At 56.9% G+C, this 14,393-nt stretch carries 16 protein-coding genes; 8 read left to right on the plus strand and 8 right to left on the minus strand.

The features are described 5' to 3' along the window. Positions 1-3: 3 nt before the first annotated feature. The 4 genes from K8I84_RS00625 (at position 4) to K8I84_RS00640 (ending at position 4,958) form a co-directional block, all read left to right on the plus strand. Positions 4-1,068 carry a succinylglutamate desuccinylase/aspartoacylase family protein gene (locus K8I84_RS00625; RefSeq protein WP_223792788.1) on the plus strand — a complete coding sequence of 355 codons (1,065 nt, stop codon included), beginning with the start codon at positions 4-6 and terminating at the stop codon, positions 1,066-1,068. Positions 1,069-1,090: 22 nt separating this feature from the next. Next, on the plus strand, positions 1,091-1,516 hold the full coding sequence (locus K8I84_RS00630; RefSeq protein WP_223792789.1) for a secondary thiamine-phosphate synthase enzyme YjbQ: 426 nt from the start codon (positions 1,091-1,093) through the stop codon (positions 1,514-1,516). Positions 1,517-1,719: 203 nt separating this feature from the next. Next, complete coding sequence (locus K8I84_RS00635; protein ID WP_223792790.1) at positions 1,720-2,694, plus strand: TAXI family TRAP transporter solute-binding subunit; 975 nt, start codon at positions 1,720-1,722, stop codon at positions 2,692-2,694. Between the two features lie 80 nt (positions 2,695-2,774). Further along, positions 2,775-4,958, plus strand: a complete 2,184-nt coding sequence (locus tag K8I84_RS00640; protein ID WP_223792791.1) for a TRAP transporter permease — start codon at positions 2,775-2,777, stop codon at positions 4,956-4,958. Between the two features lie 93 nt (positions 4,959-5,051). On the opposite strand, the gene K8I84_RS00645 is transcribed toward K8I84_RS00640, so the two are convergent. From K8I84_RS00645 to K8I84_RS00655, 3 genes are all read right to left on the minus strand, one after another. Then, on the minus strand, positions 5,052-6,407 hold the full coding sequence (locus K8I84_RS00645) for a PhoH family protein (RefSeq protein ID WP_223793702.1): 1,356 nt from the start codon (positions 6,405-6,407) through the stop codon (positions 5,052-5,054). A gap of 61 nt (positions 6,408-6,468) precedes the next feature. After that, positions 6,469-6,954 (minus strand): HPP family protein, encoded by a 486-nt coding sequence (locus K8I84_RS00650; protein ID WP_223792792.1) that lies wholly within the window; start codon positions 6,952-6,954, stop codon positions 6,469-6,471. Between the two features lie 74 nt (positions 6,955-7,028). Next, positions 7,029-7,757, minus strand: coding sequence for an START domain-containing protein (locus K8I84_RS00655; protein WP_223792793.1), 729 nt, complete (start codon positions 7,755-7,757; stop codon positions 7,029-7,031). Between the two features lie 115 nt (positions 7,758-7,872). Here K8I84_RS00655 and K8I84_RS00660 point away from each other — a divergent pair, with 115 nt between their 5' ends. Continuing rightward, positions 7,873-8,901: a DUF2804 domain-containing protein gene (locus K8I84_RS00660; RefSeq protein WP_223792794.1), complete on the plus strand. Its 1,029-nt coding sequence runs from the start codon at positions 7,873-7,875 to the stop codon at positions 8,899-8,901. Between the two features lie 41 nt (positions 8,902-8,942). Here the strand turns inward: K8I84_RS00660 and minE are convergent, their stop codons facing one another. The 5 genes from minE to K8I84_RS00685 form a co-directional block, all read right to left on the minus strand. Further along, a complete protein-coding gene (minE, locus tag K8I84_RS00665; RefSeq protein ID WP_223792795.1) occupies positions 8,943-9,194 on the minus strand; it encodes a cell division topological specificity factor MinE in 252 nt (83 codons plus the stop codon). 3 nt (positions 9,195-9,197) lie between these two features. After that, positions 9,198-10,010, minus strand: a complete 813-nt coding sequence (gene minD, locus K8I84_RS00670; protein ID WP_223792796.1) for a septum site-determining protein MinD — start codon at positions 10,008-10,010, stop codon at positions 9,198-9,200. Positions 10,011-10,087: 77 nt separating this feature from the next. Continuing rightward, positions 10,088-10,855, minus strand: coding sequence for a septum site-determining protein MinC (minC, locus tag K8I84_RS00675; RefSeq protein WP_223792797.1), 768 nt, complete (start codon positions 10,853-10,855; stop codon positions 10,088-10,090). Continuing rightward, complete coding sequence (locus tag K8I84_RS00680) at positions 10,852-11,232, minus strand: HopJ type III effector protein (protein WP_223792798.1); 381 nt, start codon at positions 11,230-11,232, stop codon at positions 10,852-10,854. The genes minC and K8I84_RS00680 overlap by 4 nt, the downstream gene beginning before the upstream one ends. Further along, positions 11,229-11,513: a DUF1244 domain-containing protein gene (locus K8I84_RS00685; protein ID WP_223792799.1), complete on the minus strand. Its 285-nt coding sequence runs from the start codon at positions 11,511-11,513 to the stop codon at positions 11,229-11,231. The genes K8I84_RS00680 and K8I84_RS00685 overlap by 4 nt, the downstream gene beginning before the upstream one ends. A gap of 115 nt (positions 11,514-11,628) precedes the next feature. Here K8I84_RS00685 and dinB point away from each other — a divergent pair, with 115 nt between their 5' ends. From dinB to K8I84_RS00700, 3 genes are all read left to right on the plus strand, one after another. Continuing rightward, positions 11,629-12,693: a DNA polymerase IV gene (dinB, locus tag K8I84_RS00690; protein ID WP_223792800.1), complete on the plus strand. Its 1,065-nt coding sequence runs from the start codon at positions 11,629-11,631 to the stop codon at positions 12,691-12,693. 61 nt (positions 12,694-12,754) lie between these two features. Next, on the plus strand, positions 12,755-13,792 hold the full coding sequence (locus tag K8I84_RS00695; protein ID WP_223792801.1) for an NADP(H)-dependent aldo-keto reductase: 1,038 nt from the start codon (positions 12,755-12,757) through the stop codon (positions 13,790-13,792). 224 nt (positions 13,793-14,016) lie between these two features. Beyond that, positions 14,017-14,340, plus strand: a complete 324-nt coding sequence (locus K8I84_RS00700) for a hypothetical protein (protein ID WP_223792802.1) — start codon at positions 14,017-14,019, stop codon at positions 14,338-14,340. Positions 14,341-14,393 lie beyond the last annotated feature (53 nt).

Genomic DNA, 14,393 nt, shown 5'->3' on the forward strand with positions numbered 1-14,393 from the left:
TGTATGGCTCGTGAGCCATTTGAAATAGCAGGGACGCTGATAAAACCGGGTACGCGGGAAACCGTCGAAGTGCCGGTTGCCAAACTCTACACCCATACGCCGCTGCATATCCCGGTGGAGGTGATTCACGGTCGCCGGGACGGCCCCGTCATGATGGTATGTGCCGCGATTCATGGCGACGAGATCAATGGCGTGGAAATCATTCGCCGGGTGCTGAAGAACTCGGCACTCCGGCATCTCCGGGGAACGCTGGTGGCGGTTCCCATCGTAAACATCTTTGGCTTCGTTCAACGCACCCGTTACCTGCCGGACCGCCGGGACCTGAACCGGTGTTTTCCGGGCAATGAAACCGGTTCTCTGGGAGGGCGCATTGCGTACTTGCTGCGCACCCAGATCATGGAGAAAGTCACTCACATCATCGATCTGCACACCGGAGCCATTCATCGCTTTAATCTGCCGCAAATCCGTGCTGAGCTGAACAACCCGGAAACCGAACGCATGGCCAACGCTTTTGGTGCGCCGATCATCATCAAGGCCGGACTGCGGGAGGGCAGCTTGCGAGCCTACGCCGATTCTCTGGACATTCCCGTCATCACCTTTGAAGGCGGCGAAGCCCTACGCTTTGACGAGGTGGTCATCACCAGCGGTGCCCGGGGAGTGATCCGGGTAATGCGGGAACTGGAAATGATCCCGGTGAAAAAAGCCCCCAAGGCGCCCAAAAACCGATCGGAAACGGCCGTTACATCCCAGTGGGTGCGGGCCGACATTGACGGCATCATGCGTCCCATTGCCTGGCTTGGGCAGAAGGTACGCAAAGGCCAGCGTCTGGCCATGGTGGCAGATCCTTTCGGGGAATCCGAAGCGACCGTGCTGTCGCCCTGTTCCGGCATCGTGATCTGTGTGAATAACCTCCCCTTGGTGAACGAGGGGGAGGCGATCTATCACATCGCCCGTTTCGAGGAGCTGGGCGAGGCGGAGAAGGCCATGGATTATTTCCGAAGCTCCCTGGAAAACGAATCGCCCGATGCGGTTGTTCCGGTGCATCCGTGGGACGATTTGCAACGATAGGCCTGTGTCCGGGAGGCGTGGGATGATTTGGGATCAAACTATCATTGAGCTCTCGCCCCTGCCCAGGGGCTTTCATCTCGTGACTAATGAGGTTCTGGCACAGGCCCCGGAGCTGACCCACTGTGAAGTAGGGCTGCTGCACCTGTTCATTCAGCACACCTCCGCGTCGCTGGCGGTCAACGAAAATGCTGATCCGGATGTGCGGGGTGATCTGGAACGTCATTTCAACGTGATGGTGCCAGAGAATGCCCCGCACTATGCCCATGTCATGGAGGGGCCGGACGACATGCCTGCCCACATCAAAAGCATCATGATCGGCCCCTCGCTGACGCTACCCATTCATCAGGGGCGCCTTGCCCTTGGTACCTGGCAGGGAATTTACCTGTGTGAGCATCGGAACCGGGCCGGAAGCCGGCGGCTGGTTGCGACGCTTCAGGGGCGCTGGTGATTCCCTTCGACTTTCGTCCTAGACCTTTCTCCGAATATCCCAGCTAGACTGATAACGGGATGTTTCCTAATCAGTTTTGCGTTTGGAAACCGAATGCTGGAGGTAATCTCCGTGCGCCTGGCCCGAATCGAATCAGGGCGGGCAGGGCTATATCATTTCTTGCTCAGTACTGATAAACAATAAAGAAAGGGAGATCGATCACCATGAAAAAACAAGCCGTTCTGGCTGCGCTAGCCTCTACTATCGTTGTTGCAACTCCGATTTCGGCTCAGGACCGTGAAGGCTGGCCGGAGAGCTTTACCGTTGGAACCGCCAGTCAGGGGGGAACCTATTTTGCCTATGGATCTGGCTGGGCGAACTTTGTTGCCGAAAACCTGGGCGTTTCCGGCGGCGGTGAAATCACGGGTGGTCCGATGCAGAATATGGCCCTGGTGCACACCGGCGACCTCAAGTTTGGTCTGACCACGCTTGGCCCTGCGCGGGAATCCATGGACGGCAACAGTCCGCTGGCGCCAGGTATGAAAATGAACAATGTGTGCGCCATGTTCCCGATGTACGAAACGCCGTTTTCGGTGACCGCTCTGTCCAGTTCCGGCATCAAGTCTATTTCTGATATTCCGGACGGTGCCACCATCGGCTTTGGCCCTGCCGGTTCCACGTCAGACACTTATTTCCCCCGGATGATGGAAACTCTGGGCGTCAACTTCGAGCGCCGCAACGGTAGCTGGTCTGATCTTGGTGGCCAGCTCCAGGATGGTCTGATCGACGTCGTTGCGTTCGCAGCCGGTGTGCCAGTGCCTGCCGTAAGCCAGCTTGAGGCTCAGACCGACGTTAACATCATCAGCATGACCGATGAGGAAGCGGCCAAGATTACCGAGGCGTTTCCGGTTTCCGAGTTCAACATCCAGCCAGGAACCTACCAGTCGTTGGACGAGCCGTCCCGGGTTGTCTCCATGTGGAACTTCGCCATGGTCAATTGCGACGTTCCGGAAAGCTTCGTGTATGAAATTACCAAGCTGACTATGGAAAACAACGACAAGATGGTATCCATCCACAAGGCCGCCCGCCACTCCGTTCCTGAGAACTACGACAAGAACAACGTGTTGCCGTGGCACGCAGGAGCCGCTCGCTGGTTCAATGAGAACGGTTTTCCCATTGAAGACGGCGCGATCAAGTAGTAACCAGCTGTAGTGAAGGGCCACAAGCGTGGCCCTTTTTATATTTGCCGGCGGCAGTTCCCGCATACCAAGGTTGATTTATGGCCGAAGACACGCATCCGAAAAACAACAGTACCCCTTTGCCAGAAGACGCTGACCATATGCTCGCCCACGATGTGGACGAGGAACCTGTCGAGGCAAACAGGCGCCTTTTTACCGGCGGATTGCTCAAGCTGGTGATGTTCCTGGCGATCGTTTACTCCGCGTTTCACCTGTATACCCTGAATATTGCGCCACTGGAAACCTGGTCCTTCCGCATCGTGCATATCGCCGGCGCGCTGGTGCTTGGCTTCATCCTGTATGCCGGCGCGCGATTTGTGACGATTGAAGAAGGCTGGCATCGCCGGCGCTGGACCACGTGGGCTGCCTGGGTGCTGATGCTTCCGGCCCTTTACGCGCTCTATCAGGTGTATGTTTTCCACGGGATGATCCAGAGTGGAACCATGCGGATTCCTGCCGAACTGGAAACCTGGCATTTCGGCTGGCCACTGCTGGCCGCGACCGGGCTCGGCATACTGGTTACCTGGTTCCATCAGCGTGATCGTGAACACTTGAGTCTTCCGGACCTGGTCCTGGTGGTGTGTTCAATTGTGGTCGCGGGTTACCTGCTGGTGGTTTATAACACCTCCATGAGGATGTCCACGGGCACCTCATTTGCGCCCATCGGGATTTCATTCGCCGCGATTGCCGGCACCGCTCTGATCATGGAGTTGACCCGTCGGGTCGCGGGCCTCGCACTGGTTGTCATAGGGCTGATCTTTCTGGGCTACGTGTTTGCAGGGCCCTATCTGCCGGGCTTCCTAGGGTATCCGGGGCTGTCCGTGCAGCGCTTCTTCAGCCAGGTCTATACGGACGCGGGTATTCTCGGGCCTACGACCGCAGTGTCATCGACTTACATTATCCTGTTCATCATCTTCGCGGCCTTCTTGCAGGCGTCGAAGGTCGGGGACTATTTCGTAAACTTCGCCTTTGCGGCCGCTGGTCGCTCCCGGGGTGGTCCCGCCAAGGTCGCTATCTTTGCCTCTGGTCTGATGGGCATGATCAACGGCACCAGTGCCGGAAACGTTGTATCGACCGGCTCCCTGACCATACCGCTGATGAAACGGGTGGGTTACAGCAAGAAGTCGGCGGGTGCCGTCGAAGCGGCCGCCTCTACCGGTGGTCAGATCATGCCACCGATCATGGGGGCGGGCGCGTTCATCATGGCGGAGATCACCGGTATCCCTTATACCGAGATTGCTATCGCCGCCATCATCCCGGCCATCCTTTACTTTGCCTCTGTGTTTTTCATGGTGGACTTCGAGGCGAAAAAACTTGGCATGCGCGGCATGCGTGAAGACGAGTTGCCGAACCTGAAGCGTCTGCTCAAGCAGGTATACCTGTTTATCCCCATCCTGATTCTGATTGTGGCCCTGTTTCAGGGGTACTCGGTAATCCGGGCGGGCACCCTGGCCACGGTTTCAGCGGCGGTGGTGAGCTGGCTGTCACCGAACAAGATGGGATGGCGTAGTGTTCTCAAGGCCCTGGAAATCGCCTCCTACATGTCGGTCCAGATCATCGCCGTATGTGCTGCTGCGGGAGTGATCGTTGGGGTCATTTCACTGACCGGGGTTGGCGCTCGCTTTTCCGTGTTGCTCCTGGACCTGGCGGAGGCAAGTCATCTGCTGGCGCTCATCTTTGCCATGCTGATTTCGATATTGCTCGGTATGGGCATGCCCACGACCGCTGCGTACGCGGTGGCGGCATCCGTGGTGGCACCGGGCCTGGTGCAGTTGGGTATCGATCCGCTCACCGCGCACTTCTTTGTGTTCTACTTTGCCGTGGTGTCAGCCATCACACCGCCGGTGGCCCTGGCGTCCTACGCCGCCGCCGGCATCTCGGGAGCCAATGCCATGGAAACCTCGGTGGCGTCTTTCCGGATCGGAATTGCCGCTTTCATCGTGCCGTTCATGTTCTTCTACAACAGTGCGCTATTGATGGAAGCAGGCTGGTTTGACATTGTGCGGGCTTTGATCACGGCGACCTTTGGTGTGTATCTGCTCTCCGGTGGTGTGCTGGGCTGGTTTGCCCGGGCTGCGGCGCCGTGGCTGGTCAGGCTTCTGCTGATTGCGTCGGCCCTACTGATGATCGAAGGTGGAGTCTGGACCGATCTTGGCGGTATCGCGCTGGCGGTTGTGGCGTTTCTGCTGCAGCGCCAGCGGGCGGAGAAGGTGGCGACCGCCTGACGCCAGAGACAGCAACGCCCTGTGGGCGACAAAGGCATCTGTAGCCCTGAGCAAACACCCCAACCGGTAAATTCCCGGTTGGGGTGTTTTGAGTTAGAGGTTGGCTTCGGCGTATTCCGCCAGGGCCGATCTGGGCACGCCTTGCAGATGGATGTGTCCGCCGTGACGAAAATTCTTGAAGCGCTCGGTCATATAGGTCAGGCCTGAACTCAGGGAACTGAGGTACGGGGTATCGATCTGAGCCAGGTTACCCAGACAGATCACCTTGGAACCGTTGCCGGCCCGGGTGATGATCGTCTTGATCTGGTGTGGCGTCAGGTTTTGTGACTCATCGATGATGATCAGGCTGTGCTGGAAGCTCCGGCCCCGGATGTAGTTCATCGACTTGAAGTGCAGTGGCACCTTGCTGAGGATGTAATCCACGCTTGCCGTCATGTTCTCGTCGTCTTCGTGCAGGGCTTCGAGGTTATCCACGATGGCCCCCAGCCAGGGCTCCATTTTCTCGGCTTCGGTGCCCGGCAGGAAACCAATGTCCTCATCCAGACCCTGGGTGGAGCGGGTGGCAATGATGCGCTTGTAAAGCTTGCTGGCCACGGTCATTTCGATGCAGGCGGCCAGCGCCAGGATGGTTTTACCAGAGCCTGCAGAGCCGGTCAGGTTCACCAGATGGACCTCCGGGTCCAGCAGCAGGTTCAGGGCCAGTGCCTGGTAAATGTCCCGTGGCACCAGACCCCAGACCTCCTCATCCATCAGGTCGTGCTGATGCAGGTCACGAATGACGATTTGATCGCTGGACAGGTCGGTAACCCGGCCCACGAAGCCCTGCTCGTCAATCACGAACTCGTTGATGTGCAACTGTGCCAGCGCGCCCTCTCGCCTGAGGATGTGTTCAGTAACACCTTCGCGCTGCACGGTTTCAACTTTCTCAATGGTGTCCCAGAAAGAGTTGGGGAACTCGTGGTAGCCCTTGGGCAACAGGTCAATGTCGTCCAGCAACTGGTCGTTGTGGTAGTCCTGCGCTTCTACACCGAACCCGCGAGCTTTCAGGCGCATGTTGATGTCTTTGCTGACGAGGATGATCTCATAGCCTTCGTGCTTTTCCTGCAGGGCCGCAAGGGTATTGATGATCTTGTTGTCGTTCAGGTGCTCTGGCAGCGAGTGAGTCTCGGAGTGCTGCGTGCTCATCAGAATCAGTAGCCTGCCCAATGGATCCGCTTTTTCGGCACGGACAATGGGAACACCCTTTTCGATTTCCTTCGGGGTGGCATCGCCGAGGAGTTTGTCGATGTTTCGGATGGCCTGGCGGCAATCGGCGGCAACGGCCTGCTTGCCGGATTTGAGGTTGTCGAGTTCTTCGAGGACTGTCATCGGGATGATGACATCGTGTTCTTCAAAATTCAGGAGGGCGTTGGGATCGTGAATCAGGACGTTGGTGTCGAGGACGTACATCTTCTTGTGAGCTTCAGGTGCTCCGGGCATAGGTCGCGCTACCTCTCTGGTCAAGCTGTTGTTACAGGGCACATCGCTGCATCAGTTCCTTGTCTGAGATTAACTTGAGCATATCGTATGTGGTTATTATTCCCGTTATTTTTTTATCTTTTTTTACAAAGATCCGGTGCAGGTGTTCGCGCATCATGATGTCCGCGATGTCATGAACCGGGGTTTGTTCGTCGACGGACAGGACGCTGGGGGTCATGATGTCCCGAACTTCCACCGGGACTTTGCTCATTTCCTCGAAAATGAACATGCGCAGGCGCCTGGCCTCTTCCTCCTCTTCCGGGGTCAGACGGTTATCGGTTTCAGACCGGTTGGCATTCCAGCGGAACTCGGTGATGTCCTTGAGGGTGACAATCCCGACAATGTCGCCCTGGTCATTGGTGACCGGGCTGCCGGTTATTTCGTTGTCGATGAGGAAGCGGGCGAGCCGGTCCATGGTCCAGGCCTGGGGAACAGCCTTGATGCTGGGAGTCATGATCTCGTAAGCGAGAACCGTCATGGATCGGTGCCTGCCTTTTGTGGTTCTTTTGCCCAAGCTTATCGTCTCACCGGAGACGAGTCATCCCCTTCTTGCTAACGAGCTGAGTTGCGAACACTGGTCAGTTTGCCAGTCTCGTCATAGACCAGTTCATAGCCCTGATAGCGTTCCTTGTTAGCGACGCGTTCCAGTGCCTGCAGGGAGCGGACGGGAATGTCCACCAGAAGTGAGTTAACCAGCCAGCCGGGAAGGGAACCGTTTGGGTCGGTGTGCTGAACCCAGACCATTCGGGTCTGCTCGCCTCTGGGGATGAAACGGTAGAGGGTGTCGGAGCGGTCGACGCGAATCCGGTCCCTGAACTCCTCACGTTGGTTCGGGGTCGCATTGAGGTCCATGATGATTTCGCCGGTTTCCTCGTCACCCTGAGTCCGGATGCGAAGCACGTAATCCCGGTCGGTGACTGGCCAGGGCATGTTGTTGACCGAGTAGGCGTAGCGGTCGTGGAAATTGCCCTCTCCAAATGCGTAGGATTCGGTGCAGTTGTGCACCCACTCCAGGCAGGAGCCGGGGTTGATCATGACCGCCATCAGGTTTTCGATGGGGGTGTCCAGAAGCGCTTCAGCCTTGAACGCCTTGAAACTGGAATTGGACTGGTCGATGGTATAGACCCGGATGTTGCCGACTTCCTGGCGCAGTTTCCAATCCTTGGCGTTCTCTGCAGGTAACTCTGCGCTCGCAGTGGAGGCGGAAACGAAAAAGGCAAGCAGTGTGCCGCCCATGGCCGCCATCCAGCCCGTAATGCTCTGGGCTCTGGTAGTTCTCATGAAGTATGCTTCCTTGACAATTGTGGCCCGAGTCTAGCATGGGTGTCGGGCTGTTCAGTTTTCTTAAACCGGGGATTGTGAACCAGGTATCTCACTGGCGGTGTCCTCGCGAGAAATGGCCCAAGCTGACGGATTTGTGATGGTCGAAAAACTGATTGATGAGTGTGGAAAGATTACCCCGGGTCTCCTGAAGGGAGCTGTCGAAGAGATCAATTTCCAGGACTATGACCTTCGAACTGTTATGGACCGGCCCCGATCCCGATGGGCGCGGCGCTGGCGGTTCAACCAGTTCCAGTTTGTCAGTGTCATGGGAGCCGACTGGGTGTTTGGTATCGCGATCGTCGATCTCAAGCTGGTGGCCAATGGGTTTTTCTACCTGTACGACTTCTCGACCGGAACCTTGCATGAACAGTCGTTCCTGGCGCCACTGGCGCGGGGGGTGGAAATTGATCCCCTGCCGGAGCGCGGAGCGGCGATATTCGCCAATGCAAAGGTCAGCATGAGTATCATGCCCGATGTGGCCGGACGGCACATCCAGGTGAAGGCTCCCGGGAATATTCAGGTAGACCTGACGCTCCGGCAGGATTCGGATCCGCTTCGCCTGGTGAGTCCGGCTGGCTATAACGGGTGGGTTTTCACACGTAAATCAGCTGGGCTCGCAGTGGATGGTGAGGTCCGCTGGGGGCAGGAGGTCTGGCGTACTGATGAGGCAACCCGCGGCTCCGTGGACTGGAGCTGTGGTTTCATGCGGCGGGAGACAGCCTGGAACTGGGCCTGCATGGCCGGTCAGTTGCCCGATGGGCGATCGATAGGGCTGAATCTGGCGGCGGGGGTGAATGAAACTGGCGTGACCGAAAATGCGCTGTGGCTGGATGGCCGTTGTGTGAAGCTGGGTATCGCCTGTTTCGACTTTGACCGATATCACCCTGAGCAACCCTGGCGAGTGACGACCGATGACGGGCGGGTTGATCTGACCTTTCAACCCGGAGGTGTGCGCAAGGAAAAGCTGAATGCGCTCGTGCTGGCGTCCAACTTCCGGCAGTTTATCGGGACGTTTGAGGGCCAGATGACAGGCGATGACGGAGAGAGCATCGCCATCAGGGGCATGCGAGGCCTGATGGAAGACCATTACGCCCGCTGGTAGGCCCCGGTCGGGACCACCAGCGAAGGGCGAACTCTGGCGAATTACCGCTCGGGCAGGGTGACGTTGAGTTCCAGAACGGAGACGTCGTCGTTCCGGTCAACCTCTACCTGCACCATGTCATCACTGATCTGCACGTACTTGCGAATGACATTCAGAAGCTCCTGCTGCAGTTGCGGCAGATAGTCCGGCTGCTCGCGCTGACCGCGTTCGTGCGCAACAATAATCTGCAGGCGCTCTTTGGCGACGTTGGCGGTGTTCTTCTTGCTGCCCCGGAAATAATCAAGGAAGCTCATGCCTTAACCTCCCTTGAACATGCGGGAGAAGAAGCCTTTCTTCTGGGCTGTCATGAAACGGTGCTCGCGCTCTTCGCCCAGAAGGCGGCTGACTGCGTCATCGTAGGCCTGGCCCGCGTCACTCTCTTCCTCCAGGATGACCGGTACGCCCTGGTTGGATGCATTAAGCACGACCTGACTTTCCGGGATCACGCCCAGCAGGGGGATGGCCAGAATTTCTTCCACGTCGTTAACGGACAGCATTTCGCCCCGCTCAACCCGGGCCGGGTTATAGCGAGTCAGCAACAGGTGTTCCTTGACCGGATCCTGACCCATCTCGGCGCGACGGGATTTGCTCTGCAGGATGCCAAGGATGCGGTCGGAGTCACGGACAGAGGACACTTCCGGGTTGGTAACGACAACTGCCTCGTCGGCGTAGTACAGCGCCATCAGCGCGCCGTGCTCGATGCCCGCAGGTGAGTCGCACACGATGTAGTCGAAGTTTTCAGACAGCTCGTTGATCACCTTTTCCACGCCGTCTTTGGTCAGGGCTTCCTTTTCCCGGGTCTGTGAGGCAGGAAGAATGTAGAGGTTCTCAACCCGCTTGTCGCGGATCAGTGCCTGGGTGAGGGAGGCTTCTCCCTGAATGACATTGACGAAGTCGTAAACGACCCGTCGCTCGCAGTTCATGATCAGGTCCAGATTTCGCAGGCCAACATCAAAATCGATGACGACGGTTTTGTGGCCGCGCTTGGCAAGACCGGTGCTGATTGAGGCGCTGGTGGTGGTTTTGCCAACGCCGCCTTTTCCTGAGGTGACGACAATGATTCTAGCCAAGGTTCATTTCCTGTATCGCGGTGAGTTCGTCGGAATATGCCGAATGAATGCTTCTATTGTTGTATTTTGTCTTACTGTCAGGCTTTGTCTAGTGGCGTTACCACCAGCAAATCGTCCTTTTGCTGGATTTGAACCGCGCTTTTCCAGCCGTCATTCTGAAGATCTTCTGAAATTTTATAGTGTCCGGCAATGGACACAAGCTCTGCTTCAAGGGATTGGCAAAAAATTCTGGCGTTCTGGGCGCCATGGATGCCAGCCAGGGCTCTGCCCCGCAGTGGCCCATACACGTGGATGTTGCCGCCCGCGAGGACTTCCGCGCCGGCTTGTACCGGGGCCAGAATGATCAGATCGCCCTCGGGTGCGTACACTTGCTGGCCCGAACGAACTGGCTGGGAGACAACCCTTGCCGGCACGGCTTCGCTCGATTTGACCTCTACTGCGGGTTGGGCAGCGGGTGATGCCTCCTGGGCCTGTTTTGGTGCAGGGTCGGGCTCCCGGGCCGGTTCTTTCTGGCCGGCGGCCGGCAGCAACGCCAGTGCAGCACCACGGGCAAGGCGTCGCTGATCGTCGGTTCCGCCGCGAACACCCACGACATGCATGTTATGCCGGCGGCAGATGCCAATAATCTTGAAAAAATCCAGTTCGCTGTCCAGGCCTTCGTATTTTTCCAGGGCAATGATGACGGGAATGTCCTTGAAGAAGCCCGGGGCCTGACTGATTTTGTCCCGAAGTGTGGCTTCAAACTCGTCGTTATCGAAAAAATACAGCTCTATAGCGGTAATGGATAGGCTGGCACTCTTGAGCTGGAAAACCTGTGTAACCCCGGCCTTGGCGTTATCGGTCATGAATGTTTCTCTTCCGTGGTGTTGGGCGCTGGGCGCGGCCGGAGCGGTTCGACGTCAAAGCGGATGCCCGACCAGCCAGTACTGATGAACTGCCGGATGTTAGCATGGCTGCTGCCCGATGGGTCGTTAATGACCTGTTGGTAGTGCTCGGCAAACAGCGAAAGCGTGTCGGACTCGGGGAGGTTGCAGTACCGCCCCAGGGCGAACACCCGGCAGGAGCCGGAGTTTTCGCCCGGCGCGTTAGCGAGAGGCCCATTATGAAAACCCGTGGGCTGATAATCGAAGAAGCGCTCAACCAGTGCCAGCGTCCCGGCAAAGTCGCCATGACCTGCAGCCAGCGACGCCAGGTGGATGCGTACAGCTTCGTTGACGATCATTCCTTGGGGGCCTGCTGTTTTTCTCCAGACTGGTATCGGCTTTTCCATTCGTCATAGGGCATGCCGTAGATTTCTTCCCGGGCATCCGGATCGGAAATGTCAAAGCCACGCTCCTGGGCCTCGGCGCGATACCATTTCGACAGGCAATTGCGGCAGAAACTGGCCAGGTTCATCAAGTCGATGTTCTGTACATCGGTGTGTTCCTGCAGGTGTTTTACCAGGCGTCGAAAAGCGGCCGCCTCGATTTCAGTGCGACGGGATTCTGGGATTGGATTGCTCATGGGGCCTCGCGATGTTTTTGTGTTGCGATGACTACGCTTCCTGACATTCTCTGTATGTTAGCTTAAGATACAAGGCTGTATGAATGTACATGTGTCTTGTTGTGAGCCCTGAGCCATGAGTCAGCGCAAAATCATCCACATTGATTGCGACTGTTTTTACGCAGCGGTGGAGATGCGTGACGATCCCTCATTGCGCGATGTTCCCCTGGCGGTGGGCGGCGACGGGGGCAGGGGTGTGGTCACTACCTGTAATTATAAAGCGCGGGCATTTGGGGTTCGTTCTGCCATGCCTGGCAGTGAGGCACGCCGCCTGTGCCCGGGCCTGGTGACGGTCCCGCCGGATATGGCGCGTTACCGGGCTGTGTCGCAACAGGTGATGGCCATTTTGCGGGAAATGACCGACCTGGTAGAGCCTTTGTCTCTGGATGAAGCCTTTCTTGACGTCACTGACGTTTCTGATTGCAGGGGCAGCGCAACGCTGATGGCCCGGAAACTGCGGGCGCGCATCCTCGAGGAGGTGGGCATCACCGTGTCGGCGGGAGTGGCTCCGAACAAATTCCTCGCCAAGATTGCCAGTGATTGGCAAAAACCCGACGGACTGTTTGTCGTCCGTCCGGAAGATGTTGATGCCTTTGTGATGGAACTGCCTGTTGAAAAGCTTTTTGGTGTGGGGGAGGTGACGGCCAAAAAACTGTACGGTCTGGGGATAAAAACCTGTGGTGACATCCGGGCTCTGGCGCCGGAAGTAATGATTGATCGCTTTGGCAAACAGGGTTACCGCCTTTACGAAATGGCCCATGGGCGTGATGAGCGTTCGGTGGTGGTTTCCCGGGTGGCCAAGTCGGTCAGTGTTGAGCGGACGTTTTCCCAGGATTTACCCGACCGGGCGGCCTGTGAAACGGTGATGGCATCGCTGGTGGACGACCTGACTCACCGTTTGACCCGCAAAGGCCGGAAGAAGCCGATCCACAAGCTGTTTGTCAAAGTACGCTACAGTGATTTCTCTACTCATACGCTGGAAAGGGTGCGCGAACATATTGAGTTGCCAGCGCTCGATGACTATCTGCCTTTGTTTCGGGAGTTAGTCGCCGAGGGCGACCGTCCGGTCCGGTTGCTTGGAATGGGCGTACGCTTCCGCAATGACGATGCGCCTGTGACCCAGTTGAGATTGTTCGACTGAAACCCGCGGGCGTGGCGCGACCCCCACCATTCTTCATGTCACACATCAACAAGGAGCTGCTATGGAAACCCGGAAGTTGGGTAAGACCGATCTCGATGTCAGTCTGATTTGCCTGGGGACCATGACCTGGGGCGAACAGAACACCGAGCAGGAAGCCTTCGAGCAACTGGATTTAGCCACCTCGGAGGGTGTGAATTTTATTGATGCGGCCGAAATGTATCCGGTGCCGCCCCGCGCGGAGACCCAAGGCCTGACGGAAACCTATCTGGGCAACTGGCTGGCACGCCGGGGGCGCAGGGACGATTTGGTGATTGCCTCCAAAGTGGCGGGGCCGGGCAATGGATTGACCTATCTGAGAAATGGGCCGCGTCTTACCCGCAACCACATCCGCGAGGCCTGTGAGGCCAGCCTGAAGCGGTTGCAGACCGATTATATCGACCTGTACCAGGTGCACTGGCCAGACCGGGTCGCCAATTTCTTTGGGAAGCTGGGTTACGAGCACAAGGCGAATGAACATTTCACTCCCATAGAAGAGACTCTTGAGGCTCTTGATGAACTGGTCAGGGAGGGCAAGGTTCGTCATGTTGGTCTGTCAAATGAAACCCCCTGGGGGACCATGGAGTACCTGCGTCTTTCCCGGGAAAATGACTGGCCCAGGCCCGTCAGTATCCAGAACCCCTACAACCTGTTGAATCGTTCTTTCGAGGTTGGTCTTGCCGAAGTTGCCCATCGTGAGGGTGTTGGGCTTTTGGCCTATTCGCCTCTGGCGTTTGGCATGCTGTCCGGGAAATATCTTGGCGATGTCTGGCCAGAGAACGGGCGACTGACGCTCTTCGAGCGGTTTAGCCGTTACACTGGCGAGCAAGGAATGGCTGCCACCCGAGCCTACGTGGGCTTGGCGAAAGAGTACGGGTTGTCGCCGTCACAGATGGCATTGGCCTATGTAAATAGTCGGAGTTTTGTCACCAGTAATATCATTGGTGCGACGACATTGGAGCAGCTTCAGGAAAACCTGGGGTCAGCGTTCATCGAGCTCAGCGAAGAGTTGTTGGAGTCTTTGGAAAATCTCCACCAAACATTTACTTACCCCTGTCCTTGACGCTCTCTTTTGGGTCCTTTGCCCCGGCACCAGGTCGGGGCAAAGGCAGCTCCGATTACATCCGGAAATATTCAGGATTATTTTTTGACAAAAAGAAAGTTAAAAAATGACAAATAAATGACTGCTTTGTGTACAACTTCACACCTTTTCGGCGCACAATCATTAGACTTTAGAATTAGTTGATATCCGTATCGCGTTTCGATTTTTCAGGTTTCAGAAGTGTCATGATTATTCGTCTATTTGTCGCACTGCTTGTTCTCAATCTGGTCGCCTTTGTGGTTCGTGCCGAAGCCGACGAGCGTGTCTTTGAAGAGCGTTCGGAAAGCAGTGCCGTTGAAGGGATTATCGGCGCCCAGGAACGCCTCGCCGGCAATGACAATGACGACGTTTCGGTCGGTGTTTTATCCGAGCTTGGCTCCCGTCTCCTGACCTGGTCCCTGTCCCGCCGAGATGACGACAAGCGCTTTGCTTCCGAACCTGCCCAGCCAGACCATGGCGTTGCTCTGCTGAACGAAGGCGCCTGCCTCAATCTCAAGTGGATCTTCTGATCCAGATCAGTGTTTCTCTAAATTTCTGATCAAAAAAAACACAAAACCCCTCC

The organism is Marinobacter sp. F4216, from assembly GCF_019931195.1.
Taxonomy (GTDB): domain Bacteria; phylum Pseudomonadota; class Gammaproteobacteria; order Pseudomonadales; family Oleiphilaceae; genus Marinobacter; species Marinobacter suaedae.